The following is a 14,406-nucleotide window of genomic DNA, read 5'->3' as shown; positions in this document are numbered from 1 at the left end:
AAGCGTGGTGAATGGCCGCATACCGGAATGAACAGGGCGGATGAAAAAACGGGGCGCAGGCGCTGACCATGAAAGTTTTCAACTACAAGCGTGTTCCCTATGCGGAAATCCGCGCCTTTTCCGTTCATATGCTCACGGCATCCGGTTCGTTTCTGGCATTTCTCGGCGTCGTCGCGGCTGCCGAACACCGTTTTGTCGACATGTTCTGGTGGCTGGGGCTTGCGCTTCTGGTGGATGGCATCGACGGACCTATCGCCCGCAAGGTGCGGGTGAAGGAAGTGCTGCCCAACTGGTCCGGCGACACGCTCGACAATATCATCGACTACGTTACCTATGTGCTGTTGCCTGCCTTTGCGCTTTACCAGAGCGGCATGATCGGCGAGCCGCTGTCCTTCGTGGCGGCCGGCATGATCGTGGTCTCGAGTGCAATCTATTATGCCGATATGGGTATGAAGACGGATGAATATTTCTTCTCCGGCTTCCCGGTGGTGTGGAACATGGTGGTTTTCACGCTGTTCGTCATGGATGCGAGCGCAACCACGGCCATGACCGTCGTCACCGTCTCGGTGTTCCTGACGTTCCTACCGATCAACTTCCTGCATCCGGTGCGGGTGAAGCGGTTGCGGCCGCTTAATCTCCTCGTCGTCGCCATCTGGTGTGCGCTTGGCGGTTATGCGCTGCTGATGCATTTCGAAACGCCGACATGGGCGGTGATCGCCTTCGTGGCGAGCGGCATCTATCTTTATTGCATCGGTGGAATATTGCAGTTCTTCCCCTCGCTGGGTGCGAAATAAGAAAAAAGGTAAAGCCGTTTATTGCTTGTGCAAATTGCATTTAAGCAGTTTCTTTTTCTGTTGTGCGCAGCAGCAAAACGGTTATCAATAAATCATGGTCCCGCAGCATTGCATACGCATTGCCGCCGGATTGGGAACAATGACCACTGTTGTTGAAATGCTTCGAAGAAAGCGTGGACAGCCGGTGAAAGAGGGGATCAGTGACTGGAAATCTGGTGCCAGAGGCCATGCCTCTCCTGTCGGTTCGCAAGCTGACAAAGCTGTTCGGCAATTTCGCCGCCTGCAACGGCATCGATCTCGATATAGCGCCGGGCGAAATCCATGCGCTTCTGGGTGAGAACGGTGCCGGCAAGTCGACGCTGGTCAAGATGCTGTTCGGCGTCCTTGCGCCGACGGAAGGCGACATCATCTGGCAGGGCCAGCCGGTTTCCGTGGGCTCGCCAAGCGAGGCCCGCAGGCTCGGTATCGGTATGGTGTTCCAGCATTTTTCCTTGTTCGAGGCGCTGACGGTTGCTGAAAACATCGCCCTGTCGCTCGATCCGAAAATTTCACTAAAGGAAATCGCCAGGGAAGCGGAAACGCTGTCGCGGGCCTATGGTCTGCCGCTCGACCCCAATGCGCATGTGGCCGATCTTTCGGTGGGCGAGCGCCAGCGCATCGAGATCGTGCGCGCTTTGTTGCAGAACCCGCGCCTCATCATTCTCGACGAACCGACCTCGGTTTTGACGCCGCAGGAAGCCGACAAGCTGTTCGAGACGCTGGCAAAGCTGAAGGCCGAAGGCCGCTCGGTGCTTTACATCAGCCATCGCCTCGAAGAGGTGCAGCGCATTTGCGACCGCGCCACCGTCCTGCGTCACGGCAAGGTGACGGGGGCGTGTGATCCGCGCAAGGAAACGCCGGCATCGCTGGCGCGGATGATGGTCGGCAGCGATGTCGCCAGCGTCTCGCGCGCAACGGGCGAAGCGCTCGGCGCACCGCAGATCGAGGTCATGGGGCTGTCGGTTGCGCCGCGCACGCCTTTTGCCGTGGCGCTGAAGTCCGTTTCAATGCAGGTCCGCGCCGGCGAGGTGCTGGCGATTGCCGGTGTGGCCGGCAACGGGCAGGGCGAGCTGTTCGATGCGCTTTCGGGCGAATATCCCGTCTATAATAATGATGCCATCCATCTGCGCGGCAAGCCGGTGGGCCGTATCGGCATCAATGGCCGGCGGCTGATGGGCGCCGGTTTCGTGCCGGAAGAGCGGCATGGCCATGCGGCGGTTCCCGGCATGAGCCTTTCCGACAATCTGTTGCTGGCGCGGGCGCGGTCCGACCGTAAGGCGTTTCTAACCGGTGGTTTCCTGCGCATCGTCAGGGGCTCGACCATTAAGGCGGCCGCGCGGCGTATTTCCGAAACCATGGATGTGCGCAAAAGCGGAGCCGATCCGCTGGCCGGATCGCTTTCGGGCGGCAATCTGCAGAAATTCATCGTCGGGCGCGAGCTTGACCGTCAGCCTTCCGTGCTTGTTGTCAACCAGCCGACCTGGGGTGTGGATGCGGGTGCCGCAAGCCGCATCCGCCAGGCGCTGGTCGATCTTGCCAGGGCCGGTTCGGCCGTCATCGTCATCAGTCAGGATCTCGATGAAATCTTCGAGGTCGCCACCAATATCGCAGTCATTTCCGACGGCAAGCTTTCTGAGGCCCATCCGGTGGAAGAGATGACGCTAGAAAAGATCGGCCTTTTGATGGGCGGCATTCACACGTCACATTCGGGAGCCGCCCAGCATGCGCATTGAGCTTGAAAAACGGGCAGGGGTCTCGCGGCTTTTCACCCTGCTTTCGCCGCTTCTGGCACTGGTTTTGACGCTGCTTGTCGGGGCCGTCATGTTCGCCATGCTCGGCAAAAATCCGGCGCACGCGCTTTACGCCTTTTTCGTCGAGCCGCTGCTGGAGGTCTGGTCGCTGCATGAGCTGGCGATCAAGGCTGCGCCGCTGATCCTGATCGGTGTCGGCCTGTCGGTCTGTTATCGCTCCAATAACTGGAATATCGGCGCGGAGGGGCAATTCACCATCGGCGCGATTACCGGCTCAATCATACCGGTCCTTTATCCCGACTGGCATTCGCCGCTCATCCTGCCGCTGATGATGGTGATGGGCGCTGTCGGCGGCGCGCTTTATGCGGGTATTCCCGCGCTGTTGAAGACGAAATTCAACACCAATGAAATTCTCGTCAGCCTGATGCTGGTCTATGTCGCGCAGCTTTTCCTCGACTGGCTGACGCGCGGCATCTGGCGCGATCCCGGCGGCTACAATTTCCCGCAGACCAAGCCCTTCAACGACAGCGCCGTGCTGCCGGAAATGCTGGCCTCGGGCCGGGCGCATTGGGGTTTCGTGTTCGCCATCGTCGCAGCCATCGCCCTGTGGTTCATGATGCGTTACATGCTCAAGGGCTTTGAAGTTACCGTGCTTGGCCAGTCGGCGCGGGCAGGGCGCTTTGCCGGTTTCTCCTCCAGCCGCATGGTGTGGTTTTCGCTGCTGCTATCGGGCGCGCTGGCCGGTCTTGCCGGCATTTCGGAAGCTTCCGGTTCCATCGGCCATCTGCAGCCCAGCATTTCGCCGGGTTATGGTTTCACCGCCATCATCGTCGCCTTTCTCGGCCGCCTCAATCCGCTCGGTATCATCCTTTCCGGGCTGGTACTGGCGCTGACCTATCTGGGCGGTGAGGCGGCGCAGCTCTCCATCGGCGTGTCGGACAAGGTGACGCGGGTGTTTCAGGGGCTGATGCTGTTCTTCGTCCTCTCCTGCGATACGCTAATCTTCTATCGCATCCGGGTGGTCTTTGCCGGCAAGACACATCGTAAAGAAGGAGCGGTATGATGGATATGCTTCAGGCCATTCTTCTCACCGTCATCACCGCTGCCACACCGCTTGTCATCGCGGCGTCGGGCGAACTGGTGACGGAGCGCGCAGGTGTGCTCAATCTCGGCGTCGAGGGCATGATGATCATGGGCGCGGTCTGCGCCTTCGCCGCGACGCATATGACGGGATCTCCCTATCTCGGCATTCTGGCGGGCATTGCTTCCGGCGCGGTGTTTTCGCTGCTGTTCGGTTTCCTGACGCTGACGCTTGTCACCAATCAGGTGGCGACTGGCCTTGCGCTTACCATTCTTGGGCTTGGCGTTTCCGGCATGCTGGGCGAAAGTTTCGTCGGCCTGCCTGGTATCAAGCTGCAGCCGATCGTGTTTCCGGTCTTGTCGGAAATCCCCTTTATCGGGCCGTTGCTCTTCCGGCAGGACCTGATCTTCTACATGTCCATCGCGCTGGTCTTCGGTATCAGCTGGTTCCTGTTCAAGAGCCGCACTGGCCTGAAAATCCGCGCCATCGGCGATAACCACGCCTCGGCCCATGCGCTCGGCATCAATGTCATCCGCACGCGGTATCTGGCGGTCATGTTCGGCGGCGCCTGTGCCGGCCTTGCAGGGGCGCAGCTGTCGCTGGTCTACACTCCACAATGGGTGGAAAACATGTCGGCCGGGCGCGGCTGGATTGCGCTGGCACTCGTCGTCTTCGCTTCCTGGCGTCCATGGCGCCTGCTGGCGGGCGGTTATCTGTTCGGCGCCGTCACCATCGGCCAATTGCATGCGCAGGCCTTCGGCATCGGCGTACCGTCGCAGCTGCTTTCGGCGCTACCTTACCTTGCAACTATTGTCGTGCTTGTGATCATCTCGCATAATCGCCGCACGACCTTGATCAACACACCGGCATCGCTGGGCAAATCCTTCGTGCCGGACAGGTGAAGAAGAATCCTCAAGTCTCCAAACCAACAGGGGTAAAAATGAAAAAACTGGTCATCGCACTTGCCGCGTCCGTCGCGGCGCTCGGAGGCGTTGTTTCCTCCGCTGAAGCCGCCGACGCCAAGAAGGTCTGCTTCATCTACGTCGGCAGCCGCACCGATGGCGGCTGGACGCAGGCGCATGAAATCGGCCGCGAAGAGCTGCAGAAGCATTTCGGCGACAAGATCGAAACGCCGTTCCTCGAAAGCGTTCCGGAAGGCCCGGATGCCGAGCGTGCCATCGAGCGCATGGCCCGTTCCGGCTGCGAACTGGTGTTCACCACCTCCTTCGGCTTCATGGATGCCACCGTGAAGGTTGCCCAGAAGTTCCCCAAGGTGAAGTTCGAACACGCCACCGGCTTCAAGACGGCTGAAAACGTCGCCACCTACAATTCGCGCTTCTATGAAGGCCGTTACATTCAGGGCCAGATCGCCGCGAAAATGTCCAAGAAGGGTGTTGCCGGTTACATCGCCTCATTCCCGATCCCGGAAGTGGTGATGGGTATCGACGCTTTCGTTCTCGGCGCGCAGTCCGTCAACCCGGAGTTCAAGGTCAAGGTCGTCTGGGCCAACACCTGGTTCGACCCCGGCAAGGAAGCCGATGCGGCCAAGGCGCTGATCGACCAGGGCGTCGATATCCTGACGCAGCACACCGACACGACAGCGCCGATGCAGGTTGCGGCCGAACGCGGTATCAAGGCCTTCGGTCAGGCTTCCGACATGATCAAGGCCGGTCCTGAGACCCAGCTGACGGCGATCAAGGACACCTGGGGCGCCTATTACATCAAGCGCACGCAGGCTCTTCTCGACGGCACCTGGAAGTCCGAATCCATCTGGGACGGCCTGAAGGACGGTATCCTGACCATGGCGCCCTACACCAACATGCCTGACGACGTGAAGAAGATGGCCGAGGAAACCGAAGCCAAGATCAAGTCGGGCGAACTGCACCCCTTCACCGGCCCGGTGAAGAAGCAGGACGGTTCGGAATGGCTGAAGACGGGTGAAAAGGCAGAAGACAAGGTTCTGCTCGGCCTCAACTTCTACGTTGCCGGCGTGGACGACAAGCTGCCGCAATAATGCGGATTCTCTTCCATTACTGATGACAGGCCGCACATGAAATTCATGTGCGGCCTTGCTTATTTTTACGCGTTTTACTGTGCGGATGAAGTTTGCCTTTGCTTTTCACGCGACTTGATGTTTTTCACTATAGTCTGACTTGAGATACACACGTCTGGCGCGATTTTTGCGATCGCCAGCCGAACGGAAGGACATGACATTTGCAGCGCGGAATGCTCGATGCAGCGATCGGTTTTCGAAAGCTGCGGACAAATCATGCACAGGTCGTTCACAAGCTCGGTCTCGATATCGTCTCCGGCACCTTCAAGACGGGTGACATTCTGCCGGGTGATGCCGATTTGATGGAACGGCTGAAAGTATCCCGCACGGTACTGCGCGAAGCGATGAAGACGCTGACCGCCAAGGGTATGATTTCGCCCAAGGCGCGTATCGGCACCCGCGTGACGGAGCGCGAAAGCTGGAACATGTTCGATAGCGAAGTGCTGCTGTGGCATTTCGAGGCCGGCGTCAGCGATGAATTTCTGCTGCATCTCTACGATATCCGTCAGGCTTTCGAACCCTATGGCGCGGGACTGGCCGCCGTGAGGGCAAGGGACGCCGATATCGCCAAGCTTGCCGCTTATGCCAACGAGATGGGCAATACGGCCTATTCCAAGGAAAAGCGGGCGCTGGCGGACATGAATTTCCATGTGCTCATCACCGAAATGTCCGGCAACCCGTTCATGCGCACCGTCGGTTCGCTGATAAAGGCGGCGCTTGTGGGCATTTTCCGCATGAGCAACCCGGAGGCCGACCCCCATGAAATTTCCGACGTGTCTGCTTCTCATCTCCGGCTCGTCGAGGCATTTCGCATGCATGACGAGGGGGGCGCGCGCCGCGAAATGGAGAGGCTGATTGAAAACGGCCGCCAGCAGATCCTGCAATTCACCGCCCGCAACCCGCGCAAATAGGCCACAGCCTGCCACCGCCGATCACGTTTGATGAAAATCGCTGCGGAAATTTTGGTTGGGATTTGCATGGTTTCTTAAGCGGGCCGCCGTTATAGCAATGCCGTAAAACATTAGCGATGCGCCTTTCCGCCTGGCCGGGTGGCGTCAAGTCAAACATATGCCCTTGTCCTCTCCAGGTTTGGCGGGTGACAGGTGTTGGAGGTCTCATGGAGCGCAGCTCTCTAGCCGTTATTCTCGCAGCGGGCGACAGCACGCGCATGAAATCGTCGAAATCCAAGGTGCTGCATCCGGTCGCCGGGCGTGCGATGATCACGCATGTGGTGCAGGCGGTGGCTGGATCGGGTGTCGGTACGGTGGCGCTCGTCGTCGGGCGCGATGCCGAAAATGTTGCTGCGGCCGCGAGCCTGCCGGGCCTTGAGGTCGAAGCCTTTCTGCAGACGGAACGCAAGGGCACCGGCCATGCCGTTCTCGCTGCCCGCGCCGCCATCGAGCGTGGTTTTGACGACCTGATCGTCGCTTATGGCGACGTGCCGCTCATCACCTCGGCAACGCTCGACAGGGCGCGGGAGGCGATTGCTGCCGGTGCCGACGTTGCCGTGATCGGTTTTCACACCGAGCGTCCCACGGGTTACGGCCGCTTGCTCGTCAAGGATGGTGAACTCGTGGCTATCCGCGAGGAGAAGGACGCGACCGATGCGGAACGCAAGGTCACCTGGTGCAATAGCGGCCTGATGGCGATCAATGGCCGCAACGCGCTTGATCTGCTTGACCGCATCCGCAATAGCAACGCCAAGGGCGAATATTATCTGACCGACGTGGTCGAGATCGCCCGCTCGCTTGGCCGTCGCGCCGTCGCTATCGATGCTCCAGAGGCTGAGCTGGTTGGCTGCAATAACCGCGCGGAACTGGCTTTCATCGAAAAGCTCTGGCAGGAGCGACGACGTCAGGAGTTGATGGTGGACGGCGTGTCCATGATCGCACCCGAAACGGTATTCCTCTCCTTCGATACAAAGATCGGGCAGGATGCGCTGATCGAACCGAATGTCGTCTTCGGACCTGGCGTCACGATCGAACCGGGTGTTGTCATCCATGCCTTCTCGCATCTTGAAGGCGCTTATGTCGCTGAGGGCGCGACCGTCGGTCCCTATGCGCGGCTGCGTCCGGGTGCGAACCTGCATGCCAATGCCAAGGTCGGCAATTTCTGCGAGGTCAAGAAAGCCGAGATCGGCGAGGGTGCCAAGGTCAATCACCTGACCTATATCGGCGATGCCTTCATCGGCGCCGGCAGCAATATCGGTGCCGGCACCATCACCTGCAATTACGACGGTTACAACAAGGCGGAAACGCGGATCGGTGCGAACAGCTTCGTCGGTTCGAACTCGTCGCTGGTGGCTCCCGTGACGATTGGCGAGGGGGCTTATATCGCTTCCGGCAGCGTGATTACCGATGACGTGCCTGATGATGCTCTGGCTTTCGGGCGTGCGCGCCAGGAAGTGAAGCCGGGCCGGGCGACCGTTGTGCGCGAGCGGGCGAAAGCGCTGAAAGAAGCGAAGAAAAAGTCCTCTTGAAAGACGTTACCAAGCGATACCGAAAGTGACCGGCGGCATAATTGCCGATTTCACGGAAACGGTTAGTAGTTTCGGCGAAGAGATCGCCGTCTGGAGAAATATATGTGCGGAATTGTCGGAATTGTCGGAACCCAGCCCGTTGCTGAACGGCTTGTCGATGCGCTGAAGCGTCTCGAATATCGCGGTTACGATTCGGCTGGTGTCGCCACCATCGACAATGGCGCGATGGATCGCCGCCGGGCGGAAGGCAAGCTATTCAATCTGGAAAAGCTGGTTTCGGAAAAGCCGTTGCCGGGTGTTGTCGGCATTGCGCATACGCGCTGGGCGACCCATGGCGTGCCGAACGAGACCAACGCCCACCCGCATTTCGTCGATGGTGTTGCCGTCGTCCATAACGGCATCATCGAAAACTTTGCCGAATTGCGGGAAGAACTGACCGCCGAGGGTGCGACCTTCACTACCCAGACCGATACCGAGGTGGTGGCGCAGCTTCTGGCGAAATATACCCGTGAGGGTCTCGGCCATCGCGAGGCGATGCTGAAGATGCTGAACCGAGTCACCGGCGCCTATGCACTGGTCGTGATGTTCCAGGATGATCCCGGTACGCTGCTTTCGGCGCGCTCCGGCCCGCCGCTCGCCGTCGGTTATGGCCGAGGGGAAATGTTCCTGGGGTCCGACGCCATCGCGCTGTCGCCCTTCACCAACGAGATCACCTATCTGGTGGATGGCGATTGCGCCATCGTGACCCGGCAGGGTGCCGAGATCATCGATTTCTCCGGCAAGCCGGTGAAGCGCGAGCGGCAGATCTCGCAGGCGACGGCCTATGTGGTCGACAAGGGCAACCATCGCCACTTCATGGAAAAGGAAATCTACGAGCAGCCGGAAGTCATTTCCCACGCGCTCAGCCACTACGTGGATTTCGCCAGCAAGACCGTCAAAGACGCCGACAAAGCGATCGATTTCTCAAAGCTTTCCGGTCTTGCCATCTCCGCCTGCGGCACGGCCTATCTGTCCGGCCTGATCGGCAAATATTGGTTCGAGCGTTATGCGCGCCTGCCGGTGGAAATCGATGTCGCCTCGGAATTCCGTTACCGCGAAATCCCGCTCGTCCCCACGCAGGCGGCGCTGTTTATTTCGCAATCGGGCGAAACCGCCGATACGCTGGCGGCTTTGCGTTATTGCCAGCAGGAGGGGCTGAAGATCGGCGCGGTGGTGAATACGCGGGAATCGACCATGGCGCGCGAATCGGATGCGATCTTTCCGATCCTCGCCGGCCCGGAAATCGGTGTCGCGTCCACCAAGGCCTTCACCTGCCAGCTTGCCGTACTCGCTTCGCTTGCCGTTGCTGCAGCCAAGGCCCGCGGAACGCTGAAACCGGGTGAGGAAAAGCAGCTGGTGCAGCATCTGATCGAGATGCCGCGCATCATGAGCAAGGTGTTGAATGTCATTCAGCCGCAGATCGAGGCGCTGTCGCGTGATCTGTCACGCTTCAAGGATGTGCTTTATCTCGGCCGCGGCACCAGCTTCCCGCTGGCGCTGGAAGGCGCGCTGAAGCTCAAGGAAATTTCCTATATCCACGCCGAAGGTTACGCCGCTGGTGAGCTTAAGCATGGGCCGATCGCGCTCATCGACGAGAACATGCCTGTTATCGTGATTGCGCCGCACGACCGTTTCTTTGAAAAGACGGTGTCGAACATGCAGGAAGTCGCCGCGCGGGGTGGCCGCATCATCTTCATCACCGACGAGAAGGGGGCTGCCGCCTCCAAGCTCGACACCATGGCGACGATCACGCTGCCCAATGTCGACGAGCTGATCGCGCCGATGGTCTTCTCGCTGCCGATCCAGCTGCTCGCCTATCACACCGCCGTCTTCATGGGCACGGATGTGGACCAGCCGCGCAATCTGGCGAAGTCGGTAACGGTGGAATGATCATCCGGCCCGAACAGCAGGGTGACGAGGAAGCGATTGCTCGCGTTACGGAAGATGCCTTCCGTAACGTCGAACACCGCAGCGGGACAGAGCAACTGATTGTCACGCGGCTGCGGGAAGCGGGCGCTTTGACGGTCTCACTGGTTGCGGAAGATAGCGAAGGCATCATCGGCCATGTCGGTTTTTCGCCGGTGACGCTGTCGAGCGGCGAGACCGGCTGGTTCTGCCTCGCGCCGCTCTCCGTCACACCGGAAAGGCAGGGCGAAGGTGTCGGGTCAAAGCTGGCGCGTGAAGGGCTTGCCGCGCTGGAGCGGTTGAGCGCTGCCGGCTGCGTCGTTGTCGGCGATCCCGCCTATTACGGCCGCTTCGGTTTTCGTCCCGTCGAGGGCCTGAGTGCCGAGGGGATTCCTGACGAATATTTCATAGTTCTTCGCTTGCATGGTGGAACTCCATCCGGCATTGTCGGTTTTCATCCGGGTTTCGATAGCGACAACGCTTAATTCCGAACGGTAAATGACCGATATTCCAGTCAAAATCTCATTCGCAGCCCGCCTGCGCAATAGTTTCCTCACCGGTGTTCTGATCCTCGCACCTGTCACCATCACCATGTGGCTGGTGTGGAGCTTCCTGCAATGGGCGGATAGCTGGGTGAAGCCCTATATTCCCGCCCGTTACGATCCCGAGCAATATTTCGATGTGGCGATCCCCGGGTTCGGCCTGCTGATCGCTGTCATCGGCATCACGCTTATCGGCTTTCTCGGCAATAACCTGATCGGCAAATGGATATTCGGTGTTGGCGAATCCGTTCTCAACCGCATGCCGTTGGTGCGGCCGATCTATAAAAGCATCAAGCAGCTGTTTGAATCCGTGCTGAAGGAACATTCGAATTCCTTCAAGAAAGTTGGTCTGATCGAATTTCCGTCATCCGGCACCTGGGCGATGGTTTTCGTTTCTTCGGAAGTCAAGGGCGAGCTTGCCCACCGCTTCAACGAGATGGGCCAGCAGATGGTCGCCGTATTCCTGCCCCCCACACCCGTGCCGACGGCGGGTTTCCTGTTGTTCGTGCCGAAAGACAAGATCGTTATGCTGGACATGACGCCCGAGGATGCGGCGAAACTGTTGATATCGGGCGGCCTGGTGGCACCGGATTTCACACCACCGAAGACGCTCGCGCCGGTTTGAGGATATTCGCGACGTACTGTTTGTTGCTCTGTTCCTCCTTGAGTTTTGAGTGCCCACGGTTGACGACCCAATGTGGTTCACCGATAATCACAGAGAACCACGAAAGGTCGCTATCATGACTGCATTCACGGTGCGCTTGCCGGACGACGTTGCGGACAAGCTTGAACAGCTGGCGGAAAAGCTTGATCGCTCGCGGTCCTATATGGCGGCACGGGCGATTGAGGACTTTGTCGCGCGCGAAGAGTGGCAGCTTGCGGAAATCGAGGCCGGTTTGGCAGAAGCGGATCGCGGGGAATTTGGAACGCAAGACGATCTGGCAAATATTGTCGGAAAATATGTAAAGTCCGCTCGCCCGTCATGAGTGACCGGAGAATTCGCTGGACTGTACGGGCGTTGCAACGGCTCGATGAAATCGGCAGACATATCGAAACGGACAATCCTGCCGCTGCCGCCCGCGTGATTTCCCGTATTGTTTCAGTGGCCGATATGTTGGTAGAGCAACCGTCTATGGGACGGGTCGGGCGCATCAGAGGAACGCGGGAAGCCGTGCTGTCCGACATTTCCTACATCGTTGTCTATCGTGTCGGCCGTGATATTGAAATTCTGACGGTTATTCACACCTCGCGGCGATGGCCATCGGCACTTTAACCAACTATTTCTCAGACGCCTCGATCAATCCTCGTCATCCAGATCATCCACCTCCGTCCCAGTGGTCGTGGCATGGAACACGGGAACGAAAAGCCGCATATAAACCAGCCGCACGCTCCAGCCCTGTTCCAGCGCCTCTGCCCAGGCCTTCTTGCGGCCGGGCTTTTTGAACGCCTTGCCGATCGCCTTTTTCTCGCTTTTCGCAAATGTCTCGGGCTGAAGGACATTCTGCGGAGAGCAGAGTGCGTAGCCCTTGCGGAAGGCGGGTGGCGGGCGGCGTGGGTCGATCATGTTCATGGGCGTTCACTTTCAGCCGGCGTGCAGGAAGCGGATCGCTTCGTCGCGGCGGTGCAGATAGAGCAGGGTGCGCAGGCTTTCGCCGCGCGGGCCCGTCAGTTCGGGATCGCGCTCGATGACATAGGCCGCATCCTTGCGGGCGATTTCCAAGAGGTCGGCATGCGCCTCAAGGCTGGCGATACGAAAGCCCGGCGTGCCTGACTGGCGGGTTCCGAGCAGTTCGCCTTCGCCGCGCAGCTTCAAATCTTCTTCCGCGATCAGGAAGCCGTCCTCGCTGTCACGCAGGATGGAGAGCCGCGCACGACCGTTTTCACTGAGCGGTCCCTTGTAGAGCAGGATACAGGTGGAGGCCTCGCCGCCGCGCCCCACGCGACCGCGCAGCTGGTGCAGCTGGGCAAGGCCGAAACGTTCGGCATGTTCGATGACCATGATTGTCGCGTCGGGCACGTCGACGCCCACTTCCACCACCGTTGTCGCCACCAGCAGCCGGGTTTCGCCGCTCTTGAAGGCGAGCATGGCGGCGTCTTTTTCCGGACCGCCCATGCGGCCATGGATAAGGCCGATATTGGCGCCGAGCATCTGCGATAGAACCGCATGCCGCTCTTCCGCCGACATCAGATCGGATTCTTCCGTTTCCTCTACCAGCGGGCAGATCCAGTAGGCCTTTTTGCCATCCTTCAGCGCCGCGCGCAGCCGCTCGACAATGTCGCCGATGCGCTCGGTTGGAATGGTTACCGTCTGGATGGGTTTGCGGCCGGCCGGTTTTTCGGTGAGCTTGGAGACATCCATGTCACCGAATGCGGCCAGGACCAGCGTGCGCGGAATGGGCGTGGCGGTCATGACCAGCATGTGTGGCGTGATGCCCTTGGCAGTAAGGCGCAGGCGCTGGTGCACGCCGAAACGGTGCTGCTCATCCACCACGGCCAGCACGAGGTTCTTGTAACTCACGCTGTCTTGAAACAGCGCATGCGTGCCGATGACGATCTGCGCTTCGCCTGACGCCACGCGTTCTTCGATCTCGCGGCGCTCCTTACCCTTGGTGCGTCCGGTGAGAACCTCGACGGTGACGCCCGCCGCATTTGCGAGTTTGGAGATGGTGGCATAGTGCTGGCGCGCAAGGATTTCGGTGGGTGCCATCAGCACCGCCTGTCCGCCGGCTTCCACGGCGGTTGCCATGGCCATCAGCGCCACCAGTGTCTTGCCCGCACCGACATCGCCCTGCAGCAACCGCAACATACGGTCTTCGCCGGCCATATCGGTGAGAATATCCTTTACCGCAGCGCTTTGGCTTGCCGTCAGCGAGAAGGGCAGCTGCGACAGGATTTTTGCGGCGATATCACCCTTGGCGCGGATCGGCTGGCCCGCCACCTTGCGCAGCCGTTGGCGCACCAGTGCCAGTGACAGCTGTCCGGCAAGGAATTCGTCATAGGCCAGCCGCCTGCGGGCCGGAGCTTGCGGATCGATATCGGCGCTGTCGCGCGGGTCGTGCAATTCGCGGAAGCTTGAGGCGACATCGCCGAAGCCCTGCCTCGTCTTCAGTGTCTCGTCGATCCATTCGGGAAATACCGGCAGCTTTGAAAGCCCGCCTTCGATTGCCTTGCGCAGCACCTTGGCAGACAGCCCGGCGGTCATGGGATAAACGGCTTCCACCAAAGGCAGGTTTTCCGCCTCTGATAGTTTCACCATGAAATCCGGATGCACCATGGAGGCGCGGCCGTTGAACCAGTCCACCTTGCCGCTGACGAGAACCTCTTCGTCCACTGGCAGGGCCTTGGACAGCCAATCTCCCTTGGCGCGGAAGAAGGTCAGCGCCAGTTCGCCGGTCTCATCATGCAAGAAGACGCGATAGGGCGCGGAACGGTTGCCTGCGGGCGGCGGCTGATGGCGGTCAACGCGTCCCTGAATGGTGACAATGGCGCCGGGTGCGGCGAGCGCGATGCCGGGGCGATTGCGGCGGTCGATGACGTTGGATGGCGCGTGAAACAGGAGATCGATCACGCGGGTATCGTCGGCGCTTTCCCGGCTCAATAGCTTGGCCAGAAGATCGGCGAGCTTCGGCCCCACACCGGCAAGGGTGGAGACGGAGGCAAACAGCGGATCGAGAATGGCCGGGCGCATGGGTCAGCAAAATCGGGGAAGGGGACGCGTTATGC

Annotated in this window: 14 protein-coding genes; 12 read left to right on the top strand and 2 right to left on the bottom strand. The window is 59.8% G+C overall.

The features are described 5' to 3' along the window. Nucleotides 1-68: 68 nt before the first annotated feature. The 12 genes from pcsA to O8B93_RS22405 all read left to right on the top strand — a co-directional run bounded on the left by pcsA (nt 69) and on the right by O8B93_RS22405 (nt 11,956). A complete protein-coding gene (gene pcsA, locus O8B93_RS22460) occupies nt 69-794 on the top strand; it encodes a phosphatidylcholine synthase (RefSeq protein WP_269712107.1) in 726 nt (241 codons plus the stop codon). Between the two features lie 212 nt (nt 795-1,006). Beyond that, nucleotides 1,007-2,566 (top strand): ABC transporter ATP-binding protein, encoded by a 1,560-nt coding sequence (locus O8B93_RS22455; protein ID WP_269712151.1) that lies wholly within the window; start codon nt 1,007-1,009, stop codon nt 2,564-2,566. Continuing rightward, nucleotides 2,556-3,647, top strand: coding sequence for an ABC transporter permease (locus O8B93_RS22450; protein ID WP_269712106.1), 1,092 nt, complete (start codon nt 2,556-2,558; stop codon nt 3,645-3,647). Before O8B93_RS22455 ends, O8B93_RS22450 begins: the two co-directional genes overlap by 11 nt. Next, the gene (locus O8B93_RS22445) at nt 3,647-4,567 is read left to right on the top strand and encodes an ABC transporter permease (RefSeq protein ID WP_269712105.1); all 921 of its coding nucleotides are present in this window, start codon (nt 3,647-3,649) and stop codon (nt 4,565-4,567) included. The genes O8B93_RS22450 and O8B93_RS22445 overlap by 1 nt, the downstream gene beginning before the upstream one ends. Before the next feature lie 38 nt (nt 4,568-4,605). Beyond that, nucleotides 4,606-5,679 carry a BMP family ABC transporter substrate-binding protein gene (locus O8B93_RS22440; RefSeq protein ID WP_269712104.1) on the top strand — a complete coding sequence of 358 codons (1,074 nt, stop codon included), beginning with the start codon at nt 4,606-4,608 and terminating at the stop codon, nt 5,677-5,679. Between the two features lie 212 nt (nt 5,680-5,891). Next, nucleotides 5,892-6,629 (top strand): FadR/GntR family transcriptional regulator, encoded by a 738-nt coding sequence (locus O8B93_RS22435; RefSeq protein ID WP_269712103.1) that lies wholly within the window; start codon nt 5,892-5,894, stop codon nt 6,627-6,629. Nucleotides 6,630-6,835: 206 nt separating this feature from the next. Then, nucleotides 6,836-8,197, top strand: a complete 1,362-nt coding sequence (gene glmU / locus O8B93_RS22430) for a bifunctional UDP-N-acetylglucosamine diphosphorylase/glucosamine-1-phosphate N-acetyltransferase GlmU (RefSeq protein ID WP_269712102.1) — start codon at nt 6,836-6,838, stop codon at nt 8,195-8,197. A 102-nt stretch (nt 8,198-8,299) separates the two neighbouring features. Further along, nucleotides 8,300-10,126, top strand: coding sequence for a glutamine--fructose-6-phosphate transaminase (isomerizing) (gene glmS, locus O8B93_RS22425; protein WP_269712101.1), 1,827 nt, complete (start codon nt 8,300-8,302; stop codon nt 10,124-10,126). Next, the gene (locus tag O8B93_RS22420; RefSeq protein ID WP_269712100.1) at nt 10,123-10,626 is read left to right on the top strand and encodes a GNAT family N-acetyltransferase; all 504 of its coding nucleotides are present in this window, start codon (nt 10,123-10,125) and stop codon (nt 10,624-10,626) included. The genes glmS and O8B93_RS22420 overlap by 4 nt, the downstream gene beginning before the upstream one ends. A 13-nt stretch (nt 10,627-10,639) precedes the next feature. Continuing rightward, nucleotides 10,640-11,308, top strand: coding sequence for a DUF502 domain-containing protein (locus O8B93_RS22415; RefSeq protein WP_269712099.1), 669 nt, complete (start codon nt 10,640-10,642; stop codon nt 11,306-11,308). A 115-nt stretch (nt 11,309-11,423) separates the two neighbouring features. Then, nucleotides 11,424-11,669: a CopG family ribbon-helix-helix protein gene (locus O8B93_RS22410; RefSeq protein WP_269712150.1), complete on the top strand. Its 246-nt coding sequence runs from the start codon at nt 11,424-11,426 to the stop codon at nt 11,667-11,669. Further along, nucleotides 11,666-11,956 carry a type II toxin-antitoxin system RelE/ParE family toxin gene (locus O8B93_RS22405; protein ID WP_269712098.1) on the top strand — a complete coding sequence of 97 codons (291 nt, stop codon included), beginning with the start codon at nt 11,666-11,668 and terminating at the stop codon, nt 11,954-11,956. The genes O8B93_RS22410 and O8B93_RS22405 overlap by 4 nt, the downstream gene beginning before the upstream one ends. A gap of 24 nt (nt 11,957-11,980) precedes the next feature. Here the strand turns inward: O8B93_RS22405 and O8B93_RS22400 are convergent, their stop codons facing one another. Both O8B93_RS22400 and recG read right to left on the bottom strand, forming a co-directional pair. Continuing rightward, nucleotides 11,981-12,253: a hypothetical protein gene (locus tag O8B93_RS22400; RefSeq protein ID WP_269712097.1), complete on the bottom strand. Its 273-nt coding sequence runs from the start codon at nt 12,251-12,253 to the stop codon at nt 11,981-11,983. 12 nt (nt 12,254-12,265) lie between these two features. Then, nucleotides 12,266-14,371, bottom strand: coding sequence for an ATP-dependent DNA helicase RecG (recG, locus tag O8B93_RS22395; RefSeq protein WP_269712096.1), 2,106 nt, complete (start codon nt 14,369-14,371; stop codon nt 12,266-12,268). Between the last annotated feature and the right edge of the window lie 35 nt (nt 14,372-14,406).

This window comes from Martinezella rhizogenes, assembly GCF_027460065.1.
Taxonomy (GTDB): domain Bacteria; phylum Pseudomonadota; class Alphaproteobacteria; order Rhizobiales; family Rhizobiaceae; genus Agrobacterium; species Agrobacterium rhizogenes_C.
Note: the sequence above shows the minus strand (reverse complement) of the source record. Positions and strands in the feature narration are given on the sequence as shown.